Genomic DNA, 23,077 nt, shown 5'->3' on the forward strand with positions numbered 1-23,077 from the left:
CGGGAGTTCTCCTGCGAAAAGCGAGGCGGACAGCGCGCTGCTTACGCGCTGAGCGTCGCGCGATCGAAATACAGTTGGGCGAGCGCAGTGAAGCGCACGCCGTTCACGCCCTTGCGCATCGCGATCAGCTGATCGTAGAAGAACGGGATGATCAGCGGCGTTTCGTCGAGCAGTAGCGTCTGGATCTGCCCGGAGATTTTCTTTTGCGTGGCGAGATCGATCGCCGCGACGAACTGCGCGACCAGTTGATCGTATTGCGGATTCTTGAAGTGCGCGGCGTTCCATGTGCCGTTGCTCGTCAGCGTCGCGTTGAGGAACACGTTCGGCACGCCGCGATGGCCGTAATCGGTGATGCCGAGCGGCGAGTCGAGCCAGTCGGATTTGCCCGGCGTGCCCGCGCCGTAGTAGAGCGATTGGCTCTCGACCTTCAGATTGATGCGCACGCCGATCGCCTTCGCGGCGTTCTGCACGACGACCGCGAGGTCGGGGATCTCCATGTATTTTTCGGTGGTCAGCGTGACGTCGAAACCGTTCGGCACACCGGCCTGCGCGAGCAGCTGCTTCGCCTTCGCGACGTCGATCTTGCGTTGCGGCACGCCCGCATCCGACGATGGAAACACCGGCGCGAACGGGCTGTCGTTGCCGAGTTGTGCGCGACCCTTGAAGAGACCCCGCACGATCACGTCGCGATCGAGCGACAACGCGAGTGCCTGACGCACGCGCTTGTCCTTGAAGAGCGGGCTGTCGTTGCGCATGTGAATCTGGCGGTGCGCGCTCGACTTGACGCCGACCGCCTTGTAGTCCGGATTGTTCAGGATGGCCGCGCCGCCCTGCACGGTGAACGTGCCCATCACGTCGGCCTGATGGCCTTGCAACGCGAGCAGTTGAGCCTGCTCGTCGGCGTAGAACGAAAACTGTACGCGTTGCGGTAACGCTTTTTCGCCCCAGTAGTCGGGATTGCGCACGAACGACGCGCCAACCTTCGGCTGATACTTTTCGAATTTGAACGGACCCGTGCCGATGAAACTCTTTTCGTAGTTGCCCGCGAAGTTCGCGGGCAGGATCACCGCGTTGTAATTATCCGAGGAAACGTAGTACGGGAAATTGCCGGTCGGCGCGTCGAGATGAAACTCCACCGTGTGTTCGTCGACGACCTTCGCGCCGCCTTTCGACAGCACGCCCTTTAGTACCGATAGCGCGGCCGAGCCGCTCGCGGGATCGGCGAGACGGTCGAAGGTCGCGACTACATCTTTCGCGCCGAAGCTCTGGCCGTCGTGGAATTTCACGTTGGGGCGCAACTTGAAGGTCCACACGTCGCCCTTGTCGTTCGGCTTCCACGACAGCGCGAGCGCGGGCTTCAGCATCAGCTTCTCGCCGTCGTCGTCGATCAGGAATTCGCCGGTCTGGTTCAGCAGCGCGAGACTCGCGGCGTCAGTCACCGTCAGCGGATCGACGGCGCCCGCCGGCGTCAGATGCGCGACGCGGATCGTCTGGTTCGACGTGGGCGGTGCACCTTGCGCCCGCGCTCGCGGCGCGCCGAGCAGGCCGCCACCCGCAAGCGACAGACCGATCATGCTCGCATGTCGTAGCAGCTCGCGGCGCGTGATGCGGCCGGCGACAAACTCGTCGAGGGCGTGGTTGCCGTAGGCGTCGGCTGTGAGGCGGGCTGCGTCCAATGCGTCAGGTGCGAGAAATCGGTCCGCTGGCGTTTTCATCGATGGCGTGTCCAACCCGTTCTGTTGCTGGTTCGGAGGCGTCGCGCGAGCCGCGCGACGGCGCGAGGGGCAGCGCGCCTTCCGATGGGCGATGGGATGTGGTGGGGCCGCTATCGCGAAAGGGCAACGCTGTGCAGAGCGGTCTCAGTGTAAGCGATTGCTCGCGGCTCTGGCGCACCGGGGGCGCGCCGCGCTAGTCGATCGGCCGATAAATGACGCGCGGTGTGTCGTCGTCACAACGGTTACCGGACGCGTGCTCGCGAGGGGCGGCCGCGATTGTGCGTTGAGGTGCCGCGCGACCGGGATGGCAGCTTCGAACCGATGCTGATGCGCAAGCACGACCGACGCTTCACATGCTTCGACGACAGGACCAATGAAAGTCCGCGGAAGACGCTGAACTACGAAACGTCAGCCGAACGGTTCCGGCCACTTATCGTGCCGCCGTATCCGGCCGTCTCCAGCGATGAAACAGCACCGAGCCGATCCAGCACGCCATGAAGGCCGCGACGATCGCATAGCCGAGCGCGCCGAAATGATCGTTGATTCCGACGATCGCATCCGACACCCCGCCGCTCCAGCCGAAGCGATCCGACAGCAGCCCCAGCGCCTCGACGCCGCCAATCACGATCGCGACCATCGCCGACACGAACGTGATGCTCGCGTTGTAGTAAAGCTTGCGCTTCGGGTCGTCCATCGCCCAGCCGTACGCGTGCACCATCAGCACGTTGTCGGTCGAATCGACAAGCGTCATGCCGGCCGTGAAGAGCGCCGGGAACACGAGGATCGAATAGAGCGGCAGGCCAGTGCTGGCCTGCGACGCAGCGATCGCGAGCAGGCCGATCTCGGTCGCGGTGTCGAAGCCGAGACCGAACAGCACGCCGACCGGATACATGTGCCAGCTTTTCGTGACCAGCCGAAACAGCGGCCGCAATGCGCGCGACAGCAGCCCGGCTGGGGCGAGCGCATCGGCTGACGCTCTGGTCGCAACGTCGCCGCGTTGCGTGTGCCGGTAGCGGCGCCACACGTCGCGCAGGACCACGAGATTGACCGCTGCGAGCACCAGCAGGAACGACGCGGAAACCAGTGTCCCGAGCGTGCCACCAACTTCCTTGAAGCTTTCGAAGCGCCCATTCAGCGAATGCGTGGTCCAGGCGATGCCGATCGTCGCCGCAATCACGATCGTCGAATGACCGAGCGAAAACGCGAGCCCGATCCCGACCGGTCGCATGCCGGTTTGCATCAGCTTGCGCGTAACGGCGTCGATCGCCGCGATGTGGTCGGCGTCGACCGCATGACGCAGACCGAAGCCATACGCGAGCAGTGCGGTGCCGAGCAGCAGCGGGTAGTGGCGAAACGCGATTAGCGCCCACAGCCATGCGCCGAGGTTGGCGGCGAGCAGCACCGCGTAGAGCGCGACGAGGCGAGGGCGCAGCGAGGCGTTAGGCGTCATGTGGCACGAGCGGATGAATGGATGGGTTGATGAGCGGCTTAGTGATCGTGCGGATGCTTGTGGATCGGATCGACCCAGTAGACGGTTTCCGGCTGCTCCACCGCGTCGATGTTCAAATTGACGACGACCGCTTCGTTGTCGCTGCGCACGAGCACGCATTCGAGCGGCTCGTCGGTGCTCGCGTTGATCTCCTGATGCGGCACATAGGGCGGCACGAAGATGAAGTCGCCGGGACCGGCCTCGGCGGTGAATTCCAGATGCTCGCCCCAGCGCATGCGCGCCTGGCCGCGCACAACGTAGATCACGCTTTCGAGCGCGCCATGATGATGCGCGCCGGTCTTCGCATTCGGATGGATCGTCACGGTGCCGGCCCAGATTTTCTGCGCGCCGACGCGCGCCGCGTTGATCGCGGCCGCGCGGTTCATGCCCGGCGTTTGCGCGGTGTTGGTGTCGAGCTGATCGCCGCGGATGACCTTCACGCCGTGTTCGCGCCAGTCGATCTGCTGGCTGGGTTCGGCGGCTTCGTGCTCGGCCCGGTAATGCGGATGTTCGTGATCCTGGCTCATCGTGTCTCCTCCTCGGCTGGCGTGCCGCGTTCGAGTCGTTCGCTTCGGTCTTACGATTCAGGCGCGTGCCGCATGGCTGATCAACATTCTGGCACGTTCAAAAAACGGGTGCGTGGCTCGACGATGCAAACGGCGCCATAAAAAAAAGCCTGCTCACAGGGAGCAGGCTTCGGCTTGTCGCGCTCAACGCCGCCGCGTCAGCGTCATTGCTTCTTCGCGTTGATCACGGCCTCGGCGACATTGCTCGGCGTCTCGGCGTAATGCTTGAACTCCATCGTGTAGGTCGCGCGGCCCTGGGTGGCCGAGCGCAGCGACGTCGAATAGCCGAACATCTCGGCGAGCGGCACCTCCGCGCGCACCAGCTTGCCGCCGCCGCCCGCGATGTCTTCCATGCCCTGCACCATGCCGCGGCGGCTCGACAGGTCGCCCATCACGTTGCCCATGAAGTCCTCGGGCGTTTCCACCTCCACGGCCATCATCGGTTCGAGCAGGATGGGCTTCGCCTTGCGCATCGCTTCCTTGAACGCTATCGAGCCGGCCATGCGGAACGCGTTTTCGTTCGAGTCGACGTCGTGGTACGAACCGAAGGTCAGCGTGACCTTCACGTCTACGACCGGATAGCCCGCGAGCACGCCGGCTTTCAGCGTTTCCACGATGCCCTTGTCGACCGCGGGGATGAATTCGCGCGGAATCACGCCGCCCTTGATCGCATCTACGAATTCGTAGCCCTTGCCCTGCTCGGACGGCTCCAGCGTAATCACCGCGTGGCCATACTGACCGCGGCCGCCCGACTGCTTGACGAACTTGCCTTCGACGCCCTCGACCTTATTGCGCACCGTTTCGCGATACGCGACCTGCGGCTTGCCGACGGTCGCTTCCACGCCGAACTCGCGCTTCATCCGGTCGACCAGAATTTCGAGGTGCAACTCGCCCATGCCGGAGATGATCGTCTGTCCGGATTCCTCATCGGTCTGCACGCGGAACGACGGGTCTTCCTGCGCGAGACGGTTCAGCGCGATGCCCATCTTTTCCTGGTCGGCCTTGGTCTTCGGTTCGACGGCCTGCGAGATCACCGGGTCCGGGAAGATCATCTTTTCAAGGATGATCACATGATCAGGATCGCAGAGCGTGTCGCCGGTGGTCGCTTCCTTCAGGCCGACGGCCGCGGCGATGTCGCCCGCGTAGACCTCCTTGATTTCCTTGCGCTCGTTCGCGTGCATCTGCAGGATCCGGCCGAGGCGTTCCTTCTTTTCCTTGACCGCGTTGTAGACCGTGTCGCCCGAGTTGACGACGCCCGAGTACACGCGGAAGAAGATCAGCTGACCGACGAACGGGTCGGTCATGATCTTGAAGGCGAGCGCCGAGAACGGATCGTCGTCGTTGGGATGACGCTCGATTTCCTTGTCGTGCTCGTCGTGACCGGTGATCGCGGGCACGTCGACCGGCGACGGCAGATAGTCGATCACCGCGTCGAGCATCGCCTGCACGCCCTTGTTCTTGAACGCGCTGCCGCACAACATCGGCACGATCTCGTTGGCGATCGTGCGCGCGCGGATGCCGTGCTTGATTTCGGCTTCGCTCAGCGGTTCGCCGCCGAGGTACTTCTCCAGCAGTTCCTCGTTCGCCTCGGCCGCGGCCTCGACCATCTTGTCGTGCCATTCCTTCGCGGTGGCCGCGAGTTCAGCCGGGATGTCGCGGTACTCGAACTTGATGCCCTGGCTGTCGTCGTCCCAGTAGATCGCCTTCATCTTGACGAGGTCGACCACGCCCTGGAAGTGCTCTTCCGCGCCGATCGGAATCTGGATCGGCACGGCGACCCCCTTCAGACGATCGCCGATCTGCCGCTGCACGCGGAAGAAGTCCGCGCCGACGCGGTCCATCTTGTTGACGAATGCGATGCGCGGCACCTTGTACTTGTTCGCCTGGCGCCACACGGTTTCCGATTGCGGCTGCACGCCGCCGACCGAGTCGTACACCATGCAGGCGCCGTCGAGCACGCGCATCGAGCGCTCGACTTCGATCGTGAAGTCGACGTGCCCGGGGGTGTCGATGATGTTGATGCGATGCTCGGGATAGTTGCCGGCCATGCCTTTCCAGAACGCGGTCGTGGCCGCCGACGTGATCGTGATGCCGCGCTCCTGCTCCTGTTCCATCCAGTCCATCGTCGCCGCACCGTCGTGAACCTCGCCGATCTTGTGGGTCACGCCGGTGTAGAACAGGATCCGTTCGGTGGTGGTGGTTTTGCCGGCATCGATGTGAGCGCTGATGCCGATATTCCGGTAGCGCTCGATGGGAGTCTTGCGGGGCACGTGAATCTCCTTGTAATGGCGCGCCTGAAACGCATGCCGGGCGACCGCGTGGGCCGCCCGGGGAGTCTGAGTGGTGCTTTATCTGGCGTTACCTTATCGAGATTACAAGGATAGCGCGTCGATTGGTCTTTTGCATGAATCCTGCCAGCCGGCGCGAAGGCTGGTGGCGCGGGCCTGAGCGGGCGAAAAAAAAGCCGGCGCCTCGGGTCGAGACGCCGGCTTTTCGCGGGACAGCGTGGCGGGACGGTGCCCCCGCTCAGAGGCCGCTCCGGGGCCATTTACGGGGCTGCACGGACACGCGGCCCGGCGGTGAGGGTCTTACTGCGTGACACCCGGCACCGGCGGTAAGCCCTGGATCTGCATGCCCGGCTTGATGCCCTTCGCCGAGAACCAGCCCTTGGGCATTTCCAGCGCGAACACGCCGTTGTGCGTCGGGCAGTGGTTGTTGGTGGTCTCGGCCTGCATCTCGTCGATGTCGGTGATCGTGCCGTCGGCGCGCATGAATGCGATCGACAGCGGGATCAGCGTGTTCTTCATCCAGAAGCAGTGGCCCGCGTTCTCGTTGAACACGAACAGCATCCCTTCGTTCGGCGCTAGCTTCGTGCGATACATCAAGCCCTGTTCGCGGTCCGGGTCGTTGGCGGCGACGGCCGCGTCGATCACGAACATGCCAGCGGTCAGCTTGACGCGCGGAAACTCGCCCGGCTGCTTGGCGCCCGGCGGCATCTGCTGCGCCTGGGCGGGAGCCGTGGTGACGACGAACGACAGCGCCGCGAGCGGCAGTGCTACGGCAATGGCGAAACGCGCCATCGACGAGCGCATGGAAAATCGCACGGCAAGACTCCTTGCTGAAATTGACTCGCGCATGTTACGCGAGCGCGTCAAAAACAAAAAGGCAGATCGCCTTGCGGTGATCTGCCTTACAACGCCGTAAGAACGGCAATGAAGCTAGTTCTTTACTGCGTTTTTACAAGCAACTTACTCCGAAGCTGCCGAAGCTGCAGCTGCTGCCTTCTTGTGCGACTTCTTGTGAGCGTGCTTGGTGGTCTTCTTTGCCGACGAAGCTGCTGCTGCCGGAGCTGCCGAAGCTGCTTCCGGTGCCGATGCTTGTGCGAATGCTGCCGTTGCGAAGAGGCCAGCGACCAGAGCGGCGATCAGTTTGTTCATTTTGTGAATCCTCAGCTTGAGTTAATTAACCAAATGACCCGGCATATGTAGAGTCATGTCGGTAAACGTGCCATCCACCTTTCGGTTGACAGCCGCATCGAACAAATTTTTCGACGCGTCTGCTAGCGTTCGGACTTTCGTACTCGCCGCGAAAACGGCGTATGCAAATGTCTTTAAGGCTGAATGCCGGATAGCTTCGGCGGCATCTGCGTCGGATAACGCGTGGAGTTGTACGGCGGTTGACGCGAATTGCGCGGAAATTTTGATCGTGATGACACGCGATCAAACCGCGTGGCGCAGGCTCGCGGCGAGCCCACTTGTTTCACGCATTTCGGGTCTACGTTTCACGCATTATTTTACGTGCTGCTACAACGAGTTAGCTTGATTGTCACAGCCGTGAAACGGGTTTGGAGTGAGCACGTGCAGGCTGATTCGCGCGTGCGTGAGTTCGGCACGCGGTGTTGCGGCGATGAACGAACAATCGTCAAATCATGTTCAGGCGACGCCATCCCATGGCGCGTTCGCTCGCAACTCCGTGCTCTGTCCAGGTTGCAGTCCGAGTGAAAAAATGTCAAGCGCACCAATGCCGACGCGCACGAGACGCAACGTCGGAAAACCCACCGCCGCCGTCATGCGACGCACCTGACGGTTCTTGCCTTCGGTGATCGACAGCTCGATCCATGTGGTCGGGATCGCGGCGCGATAGCGGATCGGCGGCGTGCGCGCCCACAGCGAGCTGGACGGTTCAACATAGGTCGCCTGACATGGGCGTGTCACGTAGTCGCCGAGATCGACGCCGCGCGCGAGCTTTTTCAACGCGGCGTCGTCGAGCGCGCCTTCGACTTGCGCCCAATAGCGTTTGACGAGCTTGTGACGCGGCTCGGCGATGCGCGCCTGCAGCGCGCCGTCGTCGGTGAGCAGCAGCAGGCCTTCGCTATCGGAGTCGAGCCGGCCGGCCGGATAGACGCCGGGTAGCTTGACCCAGTCGGCAAGCGACGTCCGCGTCTCGTGTGGCGAAAATTGACAGATGGTGCCGAACGGCTTGTTGAGGGCGAGAAGGCGCATAGGAGAGCGATACGGCAGAGCGATACGGCGCGATGATAATGCATAAACCGGGACGCAGATTCTTCTATCTTATAGAGGAGCGTGGCGCGTTCGAGAGGCCGTCTATGTTGGAAAACCCGGAGCGAGGGGCGGCCGCGTCGCGCGTGGGACGTGGGCTAGAATAGCGGCCAGGCCGCTCGCGGCGGTTCGGCATTGCGCGGCGAGGGCGTCTCTTTCGCAGTCTCCCATCAGCTTTTGCACAGCTTTCACTGGAGTCCGATCATGCCGTATCAGCACATCAAGATTCCGACAGGTGGCGATAAGATCACCGTCAACGCCGACTTCTCGCTCAACGTTTCCGACGAGCCGATCATCCCGTACATCGAAGGCGACGGCACTGGTCTGGACATCACGCCGGTCATGCTCAAGGTCGTGGATGCGGCGGTCGAAAAGGCGTACGGCGGCAAGAAGAAAATCCACTGGATGGAAATCTACGCGGGCGAGAAGGCGACCCGGGTGTACGGCCCGGACGTATGGCTGCCGGACGAAACGCTGCAGGCGGTCAAGGAATACATCGTGTCGATCAAGGGGCCGCTCACCACGCCAGTCGGGGGCGGCATCCGCTCGCTGAACGTCGCGTTGCGCCAGGAACTGGACCTCTATGTGTGCCTGCGCCCGGTGCGATATTTGAAGGGCGTGCCCTCGCCGGTGCGCGAGCCCGAGAAGACCAACATGGTGATCTTCCGCGAGAACTCGGAAGACATCTACGCGGGCATCGAATGGCCGGCTGAGTCCGAACAGGCGAAGAAGATCATCAAGTTCTTGCGCGAAGAAATGGGCGTGAAGAAGATCCGCTTTCCGGATTCGTCGGGGATCGGCATCAAGCCGGTGTCGCGCGAAGGTACCGAGCGTCTGGTGCGCAAGGCGATCCAGTACGCGATCGACAATGAACGCCGCTCGGTCACGCTGGTGCACAAGGGCAACATCATGAAGTACACCGAAGGCGCGTTTCGCGACTACGGCTACGCGCTCGCGCAGAAGGAGTTCAACGCGGAGCTGATCGACGGCGGTCCCTGGATGAAAGTCAGGAATCCGAAGACCGGCGGCGATGTCGTCGTGAAGGACGTGATTGCCGACGCGTTCCTGCAGCAGATCCTGCTGCGCCCGGCCGAATACGACGTGATCGCCACGCTGAACCTGAACGGCGACTACATCTCGGACGCGCTCGCCGCGCAGGTCGGCGGAATCGGAATCGCGCCGGGCGCGAACCTGTCGGATTCGGTTGCGATGTTCGAAGCGACGCACGGCACGGCGCCGAAATACGCGGGCAAGGATTACGTGAATCCCGGCTCGGAAATCCTGTCAGCGGAAATGATGCTGCGCCACCTGGGCTGGTTCGAGGCGGCGGATCTGATAATCAGCTCGATGGAAAAATCGATCCTGCAAAAGCGCGTTACTTACGATTTTGCCCGCCTGATGGAAGGCGCGACCCAGGTGTCGTGCTCGGCATTTGGGCAAGTGATGATCGAAAATATGTAATTGACGCGCCGGGATTATGCGGTTCGCATAAAAACCCCGGCGCCAGCAAACGGCAGGGGTATTTTTTTACCCGGAATTTTCGCGTGGCTTTCCGGCCGGAAAATCCGTTGCAATAGAAAGCTGCCGCAAAAAAGAAACCCGGCGCGGAGCCGGGTTTCAAAAAGGACGGGTATCGAAACGTTTCAGGCTGGCGCCTGAATGTTCGATGCCTGTTTGCCTTTCGGGCCTTGCACGACTTCGAAGGTGACCTTCTGGCCTTCCTTCAGCGTCTTGAAGCCATTCATCTGGATGGCCGAGAAGTGTGCAAACAGATCCTCGCCGCCCTCGTCGGGCGTGATGAATCCGAAACCCTTTGCGTCGTTAAACCATTTGACCGTACCAGTTGCCATTCCAACTTCCCCTGTAACTCATGTCACTACCACGAGCCCTCGAAAAGCCACGACCACGCGAGGCAGTCGTTCCCTCCTCACAAGCTCACCATCGGCATTTTTTCGAAATTATGGCTTGGTGAAAAAAGTGCCAGCTTGATTGTTGGGGCTCTTTATTCGAGTGTCAAGAAAATTTTGAGACGTCGTTGTCGCGTTGCAAACAGGCCGCTTTCCAGGGTTTTTACCGCTTCCGTATGTGCGGTGGCGCAAGCGGCGTGGCTTGAAAAGTCGCATAATCCACTCACATGCTGACTGTGCCCGCGGCGCCGACGCCCAGCGCGGCGAGCGCTCGCAGCCAGTACCGGCAGGTTGTGCGATACTCGATCCGACCGCGGTGCAGCACGCGCCGCGCATGACAGGATCGGGGCCGGCACCGCAATCGGCCCGTCGAAAACGCGCAGGCCCGGCCGAACATGACAGCGTCGTGACCGCCGGGTGGCAGCGAACGGGCTCATCGGCCGGGCGGCCGGGTTCTGACAGGATTGCGGGCCTGTCCTAGTTGTTTAGAATGGGTGTATGGCGATTATCCCGGACAAGCAGGACGGCACCGTACTGGAGCGGCAGGAGCAGAAACTCAAGCCGCCGTCCATGTACAAGGTGGTGCTGCTGAATGACGACTTCACGCCGATGGAATTTGTCGTGATGATCGTGCAGGAATATTTCAATAAGGATCGTGAAACCGCAACGCAGGTCATGTTGAAGGTGCATCGCGAGGGCAGGGGAGTTTGTGGGGTCTATACGCGGGACATCGCGTCGACCAAAGTCGAGCAAGTCGTTACCCACGCACGGCAGGCCGGGCATCCGCTGCAGTGTGTGATGGAGGAAGCATGATTGCCCAGGAACTGGAAGTCAGCCTGCATATGGCGTTCATGGAAGCGCGCCAGGCAAGGCACGAGTTCATAACGGTCGAACATCTTTTGCTCGCGCTGTTGGATAACCCGACGGCGGCAGAGGTACTGCGCGCATGCGCGGCCAATATCGAGGATCTGCGCCAGAACCTGCGCAACTTCATTCATGACAACACGCCGACCGTGCCGGGCACGGACGACGTCGACACGCAGCCCACGCTCGGTTTCCAGCGTGTGATCCAGCGCGCGATCATGCATGTGCAGTCCACCTCGAACGGCAAGAAGGAAGTGACCGGCGCGAACGTGCTGGTCGCGATCTTCGGTGAGAAGGACTCGCATGCGGTGTACTACCTGCAGCAGCAGGGCGTCACGCGTCTGGACGTAGTCAATTTCATCTCGCACGGCATCGCCAAGACGAGCAGTTCGGACGCCGCGAAGGCGAGCGATGCGAATGCCGAGTCCGACGAAGCCGCCGCGCAGAAGGAAACGCCGCTCGCCCAGTTCACGCAGAACCTGAACCAGATGGCGAAGGACGGCCGCATCGATCCGCTGATCGGACGTGAGTCGGAAGTCGAGCGTGTGGTGCAGGTGCTGTGTCGCCGCCGCAAGAACAATCCGCTGCTGGTCGGCGAGGCCGGTGTCGGCAAGACCGCGATCGCCGAAGGGCTCGCATGGCGCATCACGCGCGGCGAAGTGCCGGACATCCTGGCCGATGCCCAGGTGTATTCGCTCGACATGGGCGCGCTGCTCGCGGGCACCAAGTATCGCGGCGACTTCGAGCAGCGTCTGAAGACGGTGCTGAAGGAACTGAAGGAGCGTCCGCACGCCATTCTCTTCATCGACGAAATCCATACGCTGATCGGCGCGGGCGCCGCGTCGGGCGGCACGCTGGACGCGTCGAACCTGCTGAAACCGGCGCTCTCGTCGGGCACGCTGAAGTGCATCGGCGCAACCACCTTCACCGAATATCGCGGCATCTTCGAAAAGGACGCGGCGCTGTCGCGTCGTTTCCAGAAGATCGACGTGACCGAGCCGACCGTCGAGCAGACGGTCGCGATCCTGCGCGGGCTGAAGTCGCGCTTCGAAGAGCACCACGGCGTCAAGTATTCGTCGGGTGCGCTGTCGGCGGCGGCTGAGTTGTCGGCGCGCTTCATCACCGATCGTCATTTGCCAGACAAGGCGATCGACGTGATCGACGAAGCGGGCGCGGCGCAGCGCATTCTGCCGAAGTCGAAGCAGAAGAAGACGATCGGCAAGAACGAGATCGAGGAAATCATCTCGAAGATCGCGCGCGTGCCGGCGCAAAGCGTGTCGCAGGACGATCGCAGCAAGCTGCAGACGCTCGACCGCGATCTGAAGAGCGTCGTGTTTGGTCAAGATCCGGCTATCGACGCACTGTCGGCCGCGATCAAGATGGCGCGCGCGGGCCTCGGCAAGCTAGACAAGCCGATCGGCGCATTCCTGTTCTCGGGTCCGACCGGCGTCGGCAAGACCGAGGTCGCGAAGCAGCTCGCGTTCACGCTCGGCATCGAGCTGATCCGCTTCGACATGTCGGAGTACATGGAGCGTCACGCGGTGAGCCGGTTGATCGGCGCGCCGCCGGGCTACGTCGGTTTCGACCAGGGTGGCCTGCTGACCGAGGCGATCACGAAGAAGCCGCATTGCGTGCTGCTGCTCGATGAAATCGAAAAGGCGCATCCGGACATCTTCAACGTGCTGCTGCAGGTGATGGACCACGGCACGCTGACGGACAACAACGGGCGTAAGGCGGACTTCCGCAACGTCATCATCATCATGACGACGAACGCGGGCGCCGAGGCGATGGGCAAGTCGGTGATCGGCTTCACGAACCGCCGCGAGGCGGGCGACGAGATGGTCGACATCAAGCGCATGTTCACGCCGGAGTTCCGCAACCGTCTGGACGCGACGATCAGCTTCCGTTCGCTCGATGAGGAAATCATCATGCGCGTGGTCGACAAATTCCTGATGCAGCTGGAAGATCAGCTGCACGAGAAGAAGGTCGATGCGCTGTTCACCGATGCGCTGCGCAAGCATCTGGCGAAGCACGGTTTCGATCCGCTGATGGGCGCGCGGCCAATGCAGCGCCTGATCCAGGACACGATCCGTCGTGCGCTCGCCGACGAGCTGCTGTTCGGCAAGCTGATGAACGGCGGCCGCGTGACGGTTGACGTCGATGCCGACGACAAGGTGCAGTTGACCTTCGACGAGCATCCGGCGCCGCGCAATCCGAATCCGGAGGCGGTGGAAGTCGAGTGATGTCAGTCAGGCCGACGTTGCGTTGAGCTGGCCGGACACCAAAGGCAGAACGGCGCGGGTTTTATCCCGCGCCGTTTTTTTATGCTCTGGTTTTTTCTCACGGCGTGCGCTGAAGGCGCCAGCCGCCGCGTCGCAGCAATCGATCAATGCTTGCCGGTGCTACCAAACCCGCCCGCGCCGCGCACGCTTTCCTCGAAGTCATCGACGATATTGAACCCGGCCTGCACGACGGGCACGATCACCAGTTGCGCGAGGCGTTCCATCGGATTCAGCACGAATGTCGTCTCGCCGCGATTCCACGTCGAAATCATCAGTTGGCCCTGGTAATCGGAATCGATCAGGCCGACCAGATTGCCGAGCACGATCCCATGCTTATGGCCGAGACCCGAGCGCGGCAGAATCAACGCCGCATAACCGGGGTCGCCGACGTGGATCGCGAGTCCGGTCGGCACCAGCGCGGTTTCGCCGGGTTTCAGTGTCAGCGGTTCGTCGAGGCAGGCGCGCAGATCGAGGCCGGCGCTACCGGTCGTCGCGTAAGCGGGGAGCTGTTCGCGCATGCGCTGATCGAGAATCTTCAGGTCGAGTTTCATTCAGGTTCGATAGTTGGGGTGAGATTGGTGAAGGGGCACGCGGCTGACTGGCAACGCCCTTGCGATCAAGCCGCCTCGTCCGAGCCGAGCTGAAACGCGTCGGCGAGCAGTTCGTAGGAGCGCAAGCGCGCACGATAGCTGCCGGCGACGGTCAGCACCATCAGCTCGTCGGCCTGGAACTGCTGCTGTAAATCCGTGAGCCGTTCGGTCACGCGCTCAGGCGTGCCGATGATGCTGCGCGGCTTTTCTCGGTCGATCACGAGCTGTTCGCGCTCGCCATATTCCTGCGCGATGCCTTGCTCGATCGAGGGTATCGGTTCGTTCAGACCATACGCCATCTGCACGCGACGCAGATCGACGGCTTTTTCGAGGTCCGCGGCTTCCTGCTCGGTATCCGCGCAGATCACGAAGACCGCGGCCGCCAGATACGGCCGCGACGCGTCGTTGCCAGGCTGGAAGCGCTCGCGATACGCCAGCGCGACCTGTTTGCCGAAATGCGCGTTGATGAAATGCGCGAATGAAAAGCGGATGCCGAGCTGCGCCGCGAGCAACCCGCCGAAGTCGCTCGAGCCGAGCATCCACAGCTGCGGGCGCGTATCGATCTGCGGCTGCAGCAGCACGCCCTGCGCGAGATGATCGTCGGGCAGCGCGCCGTGCATGAGGCCGAGCAACTCGGCGACCTGCTGCGGAAAATGCTCGCCGCGATTGTAAGCGCCGGCGGCGACCGCCTGCGCGGTGCGCATGTCGCCACCCGGCGCGCGTCCGACGCCGAGATCGACGCGATTCGGAAACAGCGCCTCGAGCATCATGAACTGCTCGGCGACCTTGAACGGGCTGTAGTACGGCAGCATGATGCCGCCCGAGCCGATGCGGATGCGTTTGGTCACGCTGCCGAGGCGCGCCAGCATCACTTCAGGGCAGGGATTCGACACGCCGCGCAGACCGTGGTGCTCGGCGCACCAGTAGCGCGTGTAGCCGAGGTCGTCGGCGAGTTGCGCGAGTTCGACGGTCGCGGCGATCGCGTCCGCCACCGAATGGCCGGCGATCACCGGTGTTTGATCGAGCACGGAGAGTAGCGTCATGGCAGTAGTGCTCCAGGTGATTCCGGTCGGCTAACCGCGCAAAGATGGCAGGGCCACACGGGCCCAGGGCCGCTCGCTCGTTCAGCCAACCGGACTGATGCCGGGCGGCAGACGCTTCGCGATTTCCGCGATCAGCGCGCGCGCCAGCGTCTGCTTGTCGGCGCGTGGCAGCTTCGTCGCGCGGCCTGCTTCGAACAGAATCACTTCGTTGTCGTCGAGCCCGAACGTTTGCGGCCCCAAATTGCCGATCAGTAGCGGCACGTTCTTGCGGGCGCGCTTTTCCTCGCCGTGGACTTCGAGGTTGTCGCTTTCGGCGGCGAAGCCGACCGCGAACGGCGGCTTCGGCCGCCCGGCGACCGCGGCGAGGATGTCTGGATTCTCGACGAATGAAAAGCTCGGCAGCGCGTGCTCGGCGGTCTTCTTGATCTTCTGATCGCTGACGTGGTCGACGCGCCAGTCGGCCACCGCCGCGACGCCGATGAAAATGTCCGCCTCCGCGACCGCGCGCATCACCGCGTCGTGCATCTGCTGCGCGGTCTGCACGTCCTCGCGCAAGACGCCCCACGGCGTTTCCAGCGCGACCGGACCGGCCACCAGATGCACGTCGGCGCCGGCCTGCTGCGCGGCGCGCGCGAGCGCGAAGCCCATCTTGCCGCTCGAACGATTGGTGATGCCGCGCACCGGGTCGAGCGGTTCGAAGGTCGGCCCGGCGGTCAGCAGCACGCGCCGGCCGGACAGGATTTTCGGCGCGAAGAACGACGCGACCGCCTCGTAGGTCGCGGCCGCTTCGAGCATGCGTCCATCGCCGATTTCGCCGCAGGCCTGCGGGCCCGAATCGGGGCCGAGCACCTCGACGCCGTCCGCGCGCAGTTGCGCGACGTTGCGTTGCGTGGCCGGGTTCTGCCACATCTGCCGGTTCATCGCCGGCACGACTAGCAGCGGGCAGTCGCGTGCGATGCAAAGCGTCGACAGCAGATCGTCGGCCATGCCGTGCGCGAGCTTGGCGAGGAAGTCGGTCGACGCCGGCGCGATCACGATCGCATCGGCTTCGCGCGATAGATCGATGTGCGCCATGTTGTTCGACACGCGACCGTCCCACTGGCTCGTGAAGACCGGCCGCCCCGACAGCGCCTGCATCGTGACGGGGGTGATGAACTGGGTGGCCGCTTCGGTCATGACGACCTGCACGGTCGCGCCTGCTTTGGTCAGCAGACGCGTGAGTTCGGCGATCTTGTAGCAGGCGATGCCGCCCGTCATACCGAGGACGAGGTGTTTGCCTGCGAGTTCTGCGGTTGCCAACGAAAGCCTCCGACAAAGCGTGATCGCGCGGCGGCGCGAGGGCGTTGCCCGTCGTCGCCGCGCGCTTCAAACCGGACCTGATGCACGGCTCGCGCAGCCGCGACCGTGCATCACGTCGGCGACGTTAGCGTGTGCCGCGTACCCGCCGCAGCTCGTCGATCACGAGCAGGATCGCGCCGATCGTGATCGCGCTGTCGGCGAGATTGAACGCCGGCCAGTGCCAGCCGCCCACGTGGAAATCGAGGAAGTCGATCACGTGGCCGTACGCCAGCCGGTCGATCACATTGCCGAGCGCGCCGCCGAGAATCAGCGCGAGCGCCGTGCAGAACATTTTCTGCCCGCTATGCCGCTTGAGCAGATAGCAGATCACGAGCGCCGCGACCACGCCGAGCGCGGTGAACGCCCAGCGCTGCCAGCCGCCCGCCATCGCGAGGAAGCTGAACGCGGCGCCGCGGTTGAACACGAGAATCAGGTTGAAGAACGGCGTGACCTCGTGCGGCACACCGTAGGCGAACACCTTGCGCACGGCGATTTTCGTCAGCTGGTCGAACAGGATGACGATCAGCGCGATGCCGAGCCAGGGTGCGAGCGAACTGCTTCCGGTGCGCGTTTTCGACATGGTTCTCGCCATTATGCCGCGCTCCTCGATTCGCCACTGCCGAACAGGTTGCTGAAGCAGCGGCCGCACAGCGACGGATGCTCGGCGTTCGCGCCGACGTCCGCGCGGTAGTGCCAGCAGCGCTCGCACTTCAGGTACTTCGACGCGATCACTTCGACGCCTTCATCGGCTTCGCTGTCGACCTTGACGACGTTCGCCGCCGACGTGATCAGCACGAACTTCAGGTCGTCGCCGAGGCTCGCGAGTGCGTCGTAACGCGCGCCGCTCGCGCGGATTTCGACTTCCGCCTGCAGCGACGAGCCGATCAGGTTCGCGACCCGCGCCTCTTCGAGCGCCTTGGTCACGTCGCCGCGCACCGCGCGCAGCAGCGTCCACTTGTCGAGCAGCGCGCCCGCGTCCGGCACGGCCGGGTACGCGTGGTACGTCTCGGTGAAGATCGTCTCGCTATTGGGCTGGAACACCTTCCACGCTTCTTCCGCGGTGAACGACAGGAACGGGGCCATCACGCGCAGCAGCCCGTGCGCGATGTGGTAGAGCGCGGTCTGCGCCGAGCGGCGGGCGACCGAATCCGCCGCGGTCGTGTAGAGGCGGTCCTTCAGCACGTCGAGGTAGAAGCCGCCCAGGTCTTCCGAGCAGAACGTCTGCAACTTGGCGACGACCGGGTGGAACTCGTACTTCTCGTAGTGCGCGAGGATATCGTTCTGCAGATTCGCCGACAGCATCACCGCGTAACGGTCGATTTCGAGCCAGTCTTCGACCGGACGCGCGTGCTGCGCGAAGTCGAAGTCCGACAGGTTCGCGAGCAGGAAGCGCAGCGTATTGCGGATGCGGCGATAGCCTTCCGTCACGCGCTTCAGGATTTCCTCGGAGATCGCGAGCTCGCCCGAGTAGTCGGTCGACGCGATCCACAGGCGGATGATTTCCGCGCCGAGGCGGTTTGCGACTTCATGCGGATCGATGCCGTTGCCGAGCGACTTGCTCATCTTGCGGCCTTCGCCGTCGACGGTGAAGCCGTGCGTGAGCAGCGCGTTGTAGGGCGGGCGGCCGTCGAGCATCGACGCGGTCAACAGCGACGAATGGAACCAGCCGCGATGCTGGTCCGAGCCTTCGAGGTACAGGTCGGCCGGAAACTGCAGCTCGTCCTTGTGCGAGCCGCGCAGCACGTGCCAGTGCGTGGTGCCCGAATCGAACCACACGTCGAGCGTGTCGCGGTTCTTTTCGTACAGGTTGGCGTCCTCGCCGATCAGCTCTCGCGGATCGACCGTCTGCCATGCCTCGATGCCTTCCTTCTCGACGCGCTGCGCGACCTGTTCGAGCAACTCCGGCGTGCGCGGATGCAGCTCGCCGGTTTCCTTGTGCACGAAGAACGCCATCGGCACGCCCCACTGGCGCTGCCGCGACAGCGTCCAGTCCGGGCGGTTCGCGATCATGCTGAAGAGGCGCTGCTTGCCCCACGACGGATAGAACGCCGTGTTCTCGATGCCTTCGAGTGCGGTCTCGCGCAGCGTCTTGTCGCCGTCGTTGGGCTTCACGTCCATGCCGGCGAACCACTGCGAAGTGGCGCGGTAGATGATCGGCGTCTTGTGGCGCCAGCAGTGCATATAGCTGTGCGTGTACTTCTCGGTGCGCAGCAGCGAGCCGGCGCCTTGCAGCGCCTCGACGATCTGCGGATTGGCCGCCCAGATCGACAGGCCGCCGAACAGCGCGAGCGATTCGATGTAGCGGCCGTCGCCCATCACCGGGTTGATGATGTCCGAGTCGGCCATGCCGTGCGCCTTGCACGACACGAAGTCTTCCACGCCGTACGCCGGCGACGAGTGCACGATGCCGGTGCCGGTTTCGGTCGTCACGTAGTCGCCGAGGTAGACCGGCGCGGTGCGCTTGTAGCCCGGATGCGCGGACGCGAGCGGGTGGTTGAAGCGCAGGTTCACGAGCTTTTCGCCCGGCGTCGTCGCGACGACAGTGCCTTCGAGGCCGTACAGCTTCAGGCACGCCTCGACGCGTTCCTCGGCGAGGATCAGCAGGCCGCGCGGCGTGTCGACGAGCGCGTAGACGAGTTCCGGATGCAGGTTCAGCGCCTGGTTGGCGGGGATCGTCCACGGCGTAGTGGTCCAGATCACGATGCCGCCTTCGTTGCGCGGCAGCGCGGCGAGGCCGAACGCCTGCGCGGTCTTCTCTGGTTCGGCGAAGCTGAACAGCACGTCGATGGTCGGATCGGTCTTGTCCTTGTACTCGACTTCCGCTTCGGCGAGCGCCGAGCCGCAGTCGAAACACCAGTTGACCGGCTTCAGGCCGCGGAATACGTAGCCCTTTTCCATGATTTTCGCGAGCGCGCGGATTTCGCCGGCTTCATTCGCGAAGTTCATCGTCTTGTACGGATTGTCCCAGTCGCCGAGCACGCCCAGACGGCGGAAGCCCGCCTTCTGCTTCTCGATCTGCTCGGTCGCGTAGGCGCGCGCCTTCTGCATCACTTCGGCCGCCGGCAGCGACTTGCCGAACTGCTTTTCGATCTGGATTTCGATCGGCATGCCGTGACAGTCCCAGCCCGGCACGTAGACCGCGTCGAAGCCCGCCAGATTGCGCGCCTTGACGATCATGTCCTTCAGGATTTTGTTCACCGCGTGACCGAGGTGGATGTCGCCGTTCGCATACGGCGGGCCGTCGTGCAGGATGAACTTCGTGCGGCCCCTGGAGGCGGCGCGGATCTTGTCGTACACCTTGCGTTCCTGCCAGTCCTTGACCCATTGCGGCTCGCGCTTGGGCAGGTCGCCGCGCATCGGGAACGGTGTGTCGAGCAGGTTGACCGGGTAGCGGGACTGCGGTTTCGAATCAGCTTTCTTGTTGCTCATGATGTGGGTGGCGGTGAATTCGTTTCTATGCGTAGCGGCGCGCGGATTGCGCGCTGCGCGAGGAGCGTGGGACGCGCCCGGCAGGCGGCTCCGCGTGAAGCGCGGACGCCCTTCGATGCGCGCGGCGACGGTTCGTGCGGCGCGGCGCGCCGGCCCGAACCGCGGTGGTTATCTAATTCGGTCGGTGGCCGAGGTGGCGAAACCGGTGGAACGGCTGCCCGGCGTGCCGGCGCCGACCGCAGCGAACCATGCGCGCGCATTGGCGACGTCGCGCGCGATCGCGGCGGTCAGCGTTTCGAGATCGACGAACTTCTCCTCGTCGCGCAGCTTCTTCAGAAATTCGACGCGCACGAGTTTGCCATACGCGTCGCCGTGCCAATCGAGCAGGTGCACTTCGAGCAGCACACGGCCGGAATCGTCGACGGTGGGGCGCAGGCCGAGGCTCGCGACGCCCGGCAGCGGTTGCTCGGCGATGCCGTGCACCTGTACGACGAAGATGCCGGCCAGTGCCGGACGCTTGTGCGCGATCGGCAGATTGAGCGTCGGAAAGCCGAGATCGCGGCCGAGCTTCATGCCATGGGTGACGTGGCCGCTGATCAGATAGTCGCGGCCGAGCGCTGCGCGCGCCGAGTCGAGGTCGCCCGCGACCAGCGCCGCGCGCACGCCCGAGCTCGAGATGCGCGCGCCCGACGGATCGGCGACCGTCGCCATCTGTTCGACTTCGAAACCGTACTGCTTGCCGGCCGCCTGCAGCGACGCGAAATCGCCGGCGCGCTTCGCGCCGTAGCGGAAGTCGTCGCCGATCATGATCCAGCGCGTGTGCAAGCCGTTGACGATGATCCGCTCGACGAACGCATCTGGCGACTGGCTCGCGAACGTGTGATTGAAGTGCTCGACGACGACCCGGTCGACCCCGTTGGTGCGCAGCGCCTCGAGCTTGTCACGCAGCATCGCGATGCGCGGCGGCGCGCCGGCCGGGTTGAAGAACTCGCGCGGGTGCGGCTCGAAGGTCATCACGCAGACGGGCAGGCCACGCGCGTTCGCGGCCGCGCGCACGTGGGCGAGCAGAGCCTGGTGGCCGCGGTGGACACCGTCGAAGTTGCCGATGGTCAGCGCGCACGGCGCGCGGCTCTCGGCATTGGGAAGGCCGCGGAAGACTCTCACGATAGCGGGTTGCAGGCGTTGCTGCGATTGCAATAGGGGCGCGGGCGGGGTGCCGCAAAACAATCGATTATAAACGCTTGGCGCAACAGACGGCTGCGCGGTCGCGGTCCGGCGATTGCCGAATGATAAAATCCGCGCATGAAAAAACTCGTCATCCTGATTTCCGGGCGGGGTAGCAACATGGAAGCCATCGTGCGCGCCTGCGCGAGCGAGGGCTGGCCGGCGCGGGTCGCCGCCGTGATTGCTAACCGTCCCGATGCCGCGGGGCTCGCGTTCGCGGCGTCGCATGGCATCGCCACGGCGGTGGTCGACCACCGCCAGTATCCGGATCGCGACAGCTTCGACGCGGCACTCGCCGAGCAGATCGACGCGTTCGCGCCGGACCTCGTCGCGCTCGCGGGCTTCATGCGCGTGCTGACCGAGCGCTTCGTCGACCACTACGCAGCGCGCATGCTGAACGTGCACCCGTCATTGCTGCCGAGCTTTCCGGGTCTGAAGACCCATCAGCAGGCGCTCGACGCCGGCGTGCGGTTCCACGGCGCGTCGGTGCATTTTGTCACATCAAAGCTGGATCACGGGCCGATCGTCTTGCAGTCGGCGGTGCCTGTCGAGGCGGGCGATACCGCACAGACGCTCGCCGCACGCGTGCTCGCCACCGAGCACATCATTTATCCACGCGCGGTGCGCTGGTTCGTCGAAGGGCGTCTCGCTCTGGACGGCTCGCGCGTCACGCTTACGCCGTCGGAGCCGCAATGGCTCTTTGCCGGTCACACCGCCGGAGAGGGCGCATGAGATTGCATGGTTTCCTGATTGGACAAACTGAAACGCTGCTGGCCGAAGTGCTGCGGCTGAACGGCCCCGCCGACGCCACCACGAGCCGCTTCTTCCGCGCGCATCCGAAGCTCGGGCACGCCGAGCGCGGCGTGATCGCCGAGGCGGTGTTCGCCGTGCTGCGCCGCCGGATGGAGTTCGCGCATCTGGCCGAAAGCGGCACTGGCAGCCCCGCGCGCCGCATGGCGCTGCTGGGCCTGATGCAGACGGCCGGACGCTCGGCGCTCAAGCCGTTCGTCACGGAGGCCGAGGCGACTTGGCTCGAACACGTGGCGAAGATCGACCCGGAAAGCCTGCCGCTGCGGATTCGCCTGAACCTGCCCGACTGGATCAGCCAGGCGCTCAGCTCGCGCTTCGAGGCCGCCGAGCTCGCGCAGCTGGCCGCCGCGCTGAACTACCCGGCGCCGCTCGATCTGCGCGCGAACCCGATCAAGGCGAGCCGCGACGACGTGCTGGGTGCGCTGTCGAAGGCGGGCATCGAGGCGGGCGCGACGCCGTTCGCGCCGCTCGGGGTGCGCGTGGTCGGCAAGCCGGCGCTCACCAAGCTCGACGCGTTCCAGCAGGGCTGGCTCGAAGTGCAGGACGAGGGCAGCCAGCTGCTGTGCTCGGTGGTCGCGCCTCGGCGCGGCGAGATGATCGTCGATTTCTGTGCGGGCGCTGGCGGCAAGACGCTGGCGCTCGGCGCGGCAATGCGCTCGACCGGCCGGCTCTACGCGTTCGATATCTCCGAGCGGCGTCTCGCGAAGCTGAAACCGCGTCTCGCGCGCAGCGGCCTGTCGAACGTGAACCCGGTGCTGATCGACAGCGAACACGACGCGAAGATCAAGCGTCTGGCTGGCAAGATCGACCGCGTGCTCGTCGATGCACCGTGCAGCGGCCTCGGGACGCTGCGCCGCAACCCGGATCTGAAGTGGCGCCAGTCGCCGGAGTCGATCGCCGAGCTGGCGCCGAAGCAGGCGTCGATTCTCACGAGCGCGGCGCGTCTCGTGAAGAAGGGCGGCCGGCTCGTCTATGCTACGTGCTCGATTCTCGAAGCCGAAAACGAGGCGGTGGTGCAGCGGTTCCTCGCCGATCACCCTGATTTCGCGCTGGTGCCGGTGCGCGACGTCCTTGCCGAGCAGCGTATCGAGCTGGAGATGGGCGACTACCTGTCGCTGTGGCCGCACCGCCACGCGACCGACGGCTTTTTCGCCGCCGTGCTCGAGCGCCAGAGCTAGGCAACCGGCTGCAGGCCGGCGCGCGGATTGGCGGATGAATCCGCGCGCGCCGGCCATTCCGGCGACATCCATGCATACGACTT

General features: G+C 64.0%; 19 protein-coding genes and 1 pseudogene. 6 read left to right on the forward strand and 14 right to left on the reverse strand.

Annotation, left to right across the window (positions count from 1 at the left end; all coding sequences use genetic code 11):
- Positions 1-41 precede the first annotated feature (41 nt).
- Positions 42-1,715: an ABC transporter substrate-binding protein gene (locus HDG33_RS06310; protein ID WP_184023103.1), complete on the reverse strand. Its 1,674-nt coding sequence runs from the start codon at positions 1,713-1,715 to the stop codon at positions 42-44.
- A gap of 222 nt (positions 1,716-1,937) precedes the next feature.
- Here HDG33_RS06310 and HDG33_RS06315 point away from each other — a divergent pair.
- Positions 1,938-2,084: pseudogene (locus tag HDG33_RS06315) on the forward strand (transposase); the annotation flags it as partial.
- 61 nt (positions 2,085-2,145) lie between these two features.
- Here HDG33_RS06315 and HDG33_RS06320 read toward each other — a convergent pair.
- The 6 genes from HDG33_RS06320 to HDG33_RS06345 form a co-directional block, all read right to left on the reverse strand.
- Complete coding sequence (locus HDG33_RS06320) at positions 2,146-3,165, reverse strand: HoxN/HupN/NixA family nickel/cobalt transporter (RefSeq protein WP_184023105.1); 1,020 nt, start codon at positions 3,163-3,165, stop codon at positions 2,146-2,148.
- 38 nt (positions 3,166-3,203) lie between these two features.
- Positions 3,204-3,731, reverse strand: coding sequence for a cupin domain-containing protein (locus HDG33_RS06325; RefSeq protein WP_184023118.1), 528 nt, complete (start codon positions 3,729-3,731; stop codon positions 3,204-3,206).
- A 203-nt stretch (positions 3,732-3,934) separates the two neighbouring features.
- Positions 3,935-6,040 carry an elongation factor G gene (gene fusA / locus HDG33_RS06330; RefSeq protein ID WP_184023122.1) on the reverse strand — a complete coding sequence of 702 codons (2,106 nt, stop codon included), beginning with the start codon at positions 6,038-6,040 and terminating at the stop codon, positions 3,935-3,937.
- 318 nt (positions 6,041-6,358) lie between these two features.
- A complete protein-coding gene (locus HDG33_RS06335; protein ID WP_184023124.1) occupies positions 6,359-6,874 on the reverse strand; it encodes a DUF192 domain-containing protein in 516 nt (171 codons plus the stop codon).
- 144 nt (positions 6,875-7,018) lie between these two features.
- Positions 7,019-7,207 carry a hypothetical protein gene (locus HDG33_RS06340; protein ID WP_018421598.1) on the reverse strand — a complete coding sequence of 63 codons (189 nt, stop codon included), beginning with the start codon at positions 7,205-7,207 and terminating at the stop codon, positions 7,019-7,021.
- A gap of 495 nt (positions 7,208-7,702) precedes the next feature.
- A complete protein-coding gene (locus tag HDG33_RS06345; RefSeq protein WP_018421597.1) occupies positions 7,703-8,272 on the reverse strand; it encodes a pseudouridine synthase in 570 nt (189 codons plus the stop codon).
- Between the two features lie 261 nt (positions 8,273-8,533).
- On the opposite strand from HDG33_RS06345, the gene icd reads away from it, so the two are divergent.
- A complete protein-coding gene (gene icd, locus HDG33_RS06350) occupies positions 8,534-9,790 on the forward strand; it encodes an NADP-dependent isocitrate dehydrogenase (RefSeq protein WP_090801579.1) in 1,257 nt (418 codons plus the stop codon).
- Between the two features lie 182 nt (positions 9,791-9,972).
- On the opposite strand, the gene HDG33_RS06355 is transcribed toward icd, so the two are convergent.
- Positions 9,973-10,179, reverse strand: coding sequence for a cold-shock protein (locus HDG33_RS06355; protein WP_007180614.1), 207 nt, complete (start codon positions 10,177-10,179; stop codon positions 9,973-9,975).
- A gap of 555 nt (positions 10,180-10,734) precedes the next feature.
- On the opposite strand from HDG33_RS06355, the gene clpS reads away from it, so the two are divergent.
- Both clpS and clpA read left to right on the forward strand, forming a co-directional pair.
- A complete protein-coding gene (gene clpS / locus HDG33_RS06360) occupies positions 10,735-11,049 on the forward strand; it encodes an ATP-dependent Clp protease adapter ClpS (protein WP_008919570.1) in 315 nt (104 codons plus the stop codon).
- Positions 11,046-13,343, forward strand: a complete 2,298-nt coding sequence (gene clpA / locus HDG33_RS06365; protein ID WP_090801577.1) for an ATP-dependent Clp protease ATP-binding subunit ClpA — start codon at positions 11,046-11,048, stop codon at positions 13,341-13,343. Before clpS ends, clpA begins: the two co-directional genes overlap by 4 nt.
- A 143-nt stretch (positions 13,344-13,486) precedes the next feature.
- Here clpA and dut read toward each other — a convergent pair whose 3' ends face one another.
- From dut to HDG33_RS06395, 6 genes are all read right to left on the reverse strand, one after another.
- Positions 13,487-13,933 carry a dUTP diphosphatase gene (gene dut, locus HDG33_RS06370; RefSeq protein WP_018421593.1) on the reverse strand — a complete coding sequence of 149 codons (447 nt, stop codon included), beginning with the start codon at positions 13,931-13,933 and terminating at the stop codon, positions 13,487-13,489.
- A 65-nt stretch (positions 13,934-13,998) separates the two neighbouring features.
- On the reverse strand, positions 13,999-15,015 hold the full coding sequence (locus HDG33_RS06375) for an LLM class flavin-dependent oxidoreductase (protein ID WP_184023126.1): 1,017 nt from the start codon (positions 15,013-15,015) through the stop codon (positions 13,999-14,001).
- 81 nt (positions 15,016-15,096) lie between these two features.
- On the reverse strand, positions 15,097-16,314 hold the full coding sequence (gene coaBC, locus HDG33_RS06380; protein WP_184023128.1) for a bifunctional phosphopantothenoylcysteine decarboxylase/phosphopantothenate--cysteine ligase CoaBC: 1,218 nt from the start codon (positions 16,312-16,314) through the stop codon (positions 15,097-15,099).
- 124 nt (positions 16,315-16,438) lie between these two features.
- Complete coding sequence (gene lspA, locus HDG33_RS06385; RefSeq protein WP_090801573.1) at positions 16,439-16,945, reverse strand: signal peptidase II; 507 nt, start codon at positions 16,943-16,945, stop codon at positions 16,439-16,441.
- Positions 16,945-19,782, reverse strand: a complete 2,838-nt coding sequence (gene ileS, locus HDG33_RS06390) for an isoleucine--tRNA ligase (protein WP_184023130.1) — start codon at positions 19,780-19,782, stop codon at positions 16,945-16,947. Before ileS ends, lspA begins: the two co-directional genes overlap by 1 nt.
- A gap of 168 nt (positions 19,783-19,950) precedes the next feature.
- A complete protein-coding gene (locus HDG33_RS06395) occupies positions 19,951-20,946 on the reverse strand; it encodes a bifunctional riboflavin kinase/FAD synthetase (protein ID WP_184023132.1) in 996 nt (331 codons plus the stop codon).
- A gap of 138 nt (positions 20,947-21,084) precedes the next feature.
- Between HDG33_RS06395 and purN the strand changes: the two genes are divergently transcribed.
- Together purN and HDG33_RS06405 are read left to right on the forward strand one after the other, a co-directional pair.
- Complete coding sequence (gene purN / locus HDG33_RS06400; protein WP_184023135.1) at positions 21,085-21,738, forward strand: phosphoribosylglycinamide formyltransferase; 654 nt, start codon at positions 21,085-21,087, stop codon at positions 21,736-21,738.
- Positions 21,735-22,994: an RsmB/NOP family class I SAM-dependent RNA methyltransferase gene (locus HDG33_RS06405; protein WP_184023137.1), complete on the forward strand. Its 1,260-nt coding sequence runs from the start codon at positions 21,735-21,737 to the stop codon at positions 22,992-22,994. The genes purN and HDG33_RS06405 overlap by 4 nt, the downstream gene beginning before the upstream one ends.
- Positions 22,995-23,077 lie beyond the last annotated feature (83 nt).

It is taken from the genome of Paraburkholderia sp. Cpub6 (assembly GCF_014201065.1).
GTDB lineage: Bacteria > Pseudomonadota > Gammaproteobacteria > Burkholderiales > Burkholderiaceae > Paraburkholderia > Paraburkholderia tuberum.